At 52.3% G+C, this 3,781-nt stretch carries 2 protein-coding genes; both read right to left on the minus strand.

The features are described 5' to 3' along the window. The coding region (locus tag Q0095_RS07200) for a hypothetical protein (protein ID WP_297882707.1) at positions 1–1,344 on the minus strand (1,344 nt) is incomplete at its 3' end. After that, a complete protein-coding gene (locus tag Q0095_RS07205; RefSeq protein WP_297882710.1) occupies positions 1,316–3,466 on the minus strand; it encodes a replicative DNA helicase in 2,151 nt (716 codons plus the stop codon). The genes Q0095_RS07200 and Q0095_RS07205, both read right to left, overlap by 29 nt. Between the last annotated feature and the right edge of the window lie 315 nt (positions 3,467–3,781).

The following is a 3,781-nucleotide window of genomic DNA, read 5'->3' on the forward strand; positions in this document are numbered from 1 at the left end:
GACCGCGCTTTTAGGATGTGCGTCCTCCGCTCCGCTGCCTGCCGTGCGCGTCTGCGCGGCACAGATCAAACACAGCGTGACGTAGGCAAGCGCGAATATCGTGCCACTAAAGCGCCCTATTTTGGGCACGGACGTAGCTCGCGGCATAAAAAGCACGAAGGCGCAAAGATGCAAGATCGCGCAGTAAAAGACAAAATCGCCCGCGCAGATCAGAAACAAAAGAGCGATTTTTAGCGCGCTAGGGCTCTGCGACAGCGCCAGCTCAAACAGCGCGTTTTTATAAAATTTCAAAGCGTAAATTTCATTTAGCAGAACGGATTTGAAGTGCGCTTGCGGCTCGGTAGATTTTAAAATTTCAAAAATTTTATCTACCGATGCGGAGTTTGTCGCGGAATTTTTAGCGGAACTGTCTGCGGCTATACTCGGCGTGGCCGGAGTTGGAGCTAAATTTAAATTTTGCGCTGCAGCGAAGCTAGTCGTAAAATTTTTAGCGAAGGTCTGCGGCATGGCGGCGGGATCTGCCTTAGAATTTTCAGCCGAGACCTGCACCGCTCTGACGGAGCCCGCTTTAAAATTTGCGGTCGAAGCGGTGAGATTTTTAGCGGCATCCGCTGCGGGCTTGACGGCATTGCTCGTCTCGGAATTTCGCACAACTATGACGGAGTTATTTGCCGCGGAATTTTTAGCGGATTTGGCGGCATTATCTGTTGCAAAATTTCCGACGGGCGCGGAAGCGTTGTTTGTCGCGAAATTTCCCATGGATGCGGCGGTGCGGGCGGGCGAAGTAAAATTTATCGCGGAATTTAAAGAGTGTGCGGCAGCATCTGCGCCGTCCGCAAGCCGCAAATAGGCTAAATTTATAGCAAAATTTACCGCTACGGCAAGCGCGGCGAGCAGCAAAATGCTAAGTTTGAGCGATAAAATTCTGGGATTTTTAATCTCTTTTAGACTGAGCTTCAACACCGCCAGGCGCATCAGAGCAAGAGCTGCAGGCAGTGCCGCGAGCGTCACGAATAGCTCCGCGCCGCGCAGATCTGCTAGGCCTAGCGCCAAAGTGGCACTTAAGAGGATCGCACCCGCGAAGGCTAAAACTCCGCTTATCAGCCTGCCTTTAAAAATTTTAATCAAAGTCCCGCTGCTGCGAAATAGCGCCGCGTTGGCGCGCTGCTTCGCCTCATAAAAAAAGCTAAATAGCACCCGAAATAGCGCGTAAGCCCAAAACGCCGCCAGCGCGCAAAAGCCCGCGTCACTGAAATCCTGCGCGTAAAGCGCGAAGCAAAAAACGCTAACAATCAGCGCTAGCCTAAGCGCTATTTCACAGATCCAGCGGCGCGTCGTCGTCATCGAGCCTGTTTGCCTCATTGATCTTTGGAATGCCCATCTCTTCGATATTTAAAGGCGGCGCGGGTTTAAATTTCGCCTCGTCCTCTTCTTGCGCTTCAAAAGACGACCTGCCGCCATCGGCACTATCATCACCCTCAAAATACGAGGCATCCTCTCGCTGCGCACTCTCCGCTCCTCGCGACGCGCCCGCTACCTTCTCTGCGCCTTGCGATGCGCCTTTTGCATCTTGCAGCGCGTCTTTTGCGCTCTCCGCGCTCTTTATGTTCTGCTGCGCATCAGCCGAATTTCCACGCATACGCTCTGTTTTAGGCGCGACACTGCCCGTCCTCGTATCATCTAAATTTTGCCCCTGAAATTCTTGCTTTTGCGGTGCGTTCTGTGCCGCGCGCTGTACCTCTGCCAAACCATGCTCTGCGCTAAATTTAGACTCGCCGTCTATCTCCTCGCCGTCCTGCGCATCGCTTTGGCCGAAACTAGGCATCTCATCAAAATCGATATTTACGCTGGAATTTCGAGCGCTAGCAGAGCTTTCGTTTAAACTTACGCCGCTATTTTGAGCTTCGTTAAAATTTTGGGCTTCGTTAAAATTCTGCGTTAAATTTTGCTGCAAATTCTGCGCTGCATCGGGATTCGGCATATCGAAGCGCGCCGCAGCGGGCTCCTCAAAGCCCTGATCTTGCAGCTGCGAGACGTAGTCGAGATTGTCATTTTCGTTAAAGATCGCGCTCTCGCTGGGCTCGCCGCCGAAGCTCGTATCGACGAAGCGGGTAAATCTGCCCTGAAAGCCCACCTCGATCGTCCTGCCCGCCTCGCCCGAGCGGTTTTTGCCGACGATGATTTCGGCTTTTTCCTGATAGTCGTTGCGCCTAAACACGGGCTCGCCCGCGTCCTTGCCCTCGGCCTCCAGCCGCGAAATGCGCTCGCGCTCCATCTGCTCTTTATAAACCTCGTCGCGATAGACGAAAAGTATGATGTCGGCGTCCTGCTCGATCGCGCCGCTTTCGCGCAGATCGCTTAGCATCGGGCGTTTGTTCGAGCGCGCCTCGAGCGAGCGGTTTAGCTGCGATAGCGCGATGATCGGGATGTTTAGCTCGCGCGCCAAGAGCTTGAGTCCGCGTGAAATTTCGGCGATTTGCAGGTGGCGCTCGGAGTAGTTGCTCGTGCTCGTCATAAGTCCGATATAATCGATCACGCAAAGCTCGATATTGGCGTCTGCGGATTTGAGTTTGCGCAGCTGGGTGCGGACTTGGTGGATGTTTACGTAGCCGCTGTCATAGACGAAAAGCGGCATATTCAGCACCGCATCGCAGGCGTCGTTGAAGCGCGTCCAGTCGTCGTCGCTGAGCTTGGCGCTCATTATGTCGCTTAGCGGGATCGAGCTAAGCGCGCTTAGTATGCGATACATCAGCTGCACGGAGGGCATCTCGAGCGAGAAAAATACGACGCCTTTGCCGCTTTGCAGCGTTTTCATCATTAAATTTAACGCAAAGGCGGTCTTGCCCATACCGGGGCGGGCGGCGATGATGATGAGCTCGCCCGGTTTCAGCCCCTTCGTGCAGTCGTTTAGGAAGCGAAAGCCCGTATCAAGCCCCACGAGCTCCGAGCCTGCGAGCGCCTTTTGGCGTTTCAGCTCCTCTACTACGCCTTCGATGATCTCGTGCGATTTTTTGATGCCGCCGTGGCGCTCCTCATCGATGAGCTCGTAAATTTTAGAGCTGATTTTATCGGCGGTGTCTTTGCTGCGCACAGCTTCGTTTACCATCGAAGGGATTTCGTGCGCGACCTTGATTAGCGAGCGCTTGATCGATTTTTCGCGCAACTCGAGTGCGTATTTTGGGGCATCGACTACGCCGCTGGTGGCTACGACTTCGGTAAATGCGCCATCGTCGTAGCGCTCGGCTAGCCATTTTTTAACGAAGCTCGGCGCGATCGGCTCGTTGTGCGAGGAGCACTTGACGATCGCCTCGTAGATATCGGCGTGCGGCTTGTAGAAAAAATCGCCGACCGAGATTATCTCGCTTAGCTCGCCGTATGCGTCCTCGTTTTGCAAAAGCGAGCTTAAGATCGCGCGCTCCATATCCAGATCGTATAAATTTGCAGGCACATTCTGCTTCGTTGCCATCGCTTCCCCTCGTTTCGCATTTAAATTCTATAAAATTTCAGGCTCGCTTCTGCAAATCTCTGCGGCGCGATAATTTTAAATTTTATAGAATTGAAATCTCGCCTCTTAGCAAAATTCTATCGGGCGGAATTTTATAATTTGGACCGCTTTAAATTTTTATCTAAAATTTCATCCTCGGAATTTTCGCCTTTAAAATCCCGTCAGTTTTAAATTTCGCCCTTTGAAATTTTGACTCTTAAAATTTCGCTCGCCTTAAATTTAGGTGCAGACGAAATCCAGCCGTATGAAATTTCGCGGCGTATCAAAAGTTCATCC

The organism is uncultured Campylobacter sp. (assembly GCF_938045535.1).
In the GTDB taxonomy this organism is placed as follows: Bacteria; Campylobacterota; Campylobacteria; order Campylobacterales; family Campylobacteraceae; genus Campylobacter_B.

What these genes read in the sequence shown, in the direction of transcription:
- Q0095_RS07205 (WP_297882710.1), bottom strand. Translation starts at nt 3,466, where the DNA reads ATGGCAACGAAGCAGAATGTGCCTGCAAATTTATACGATCTGGATATG.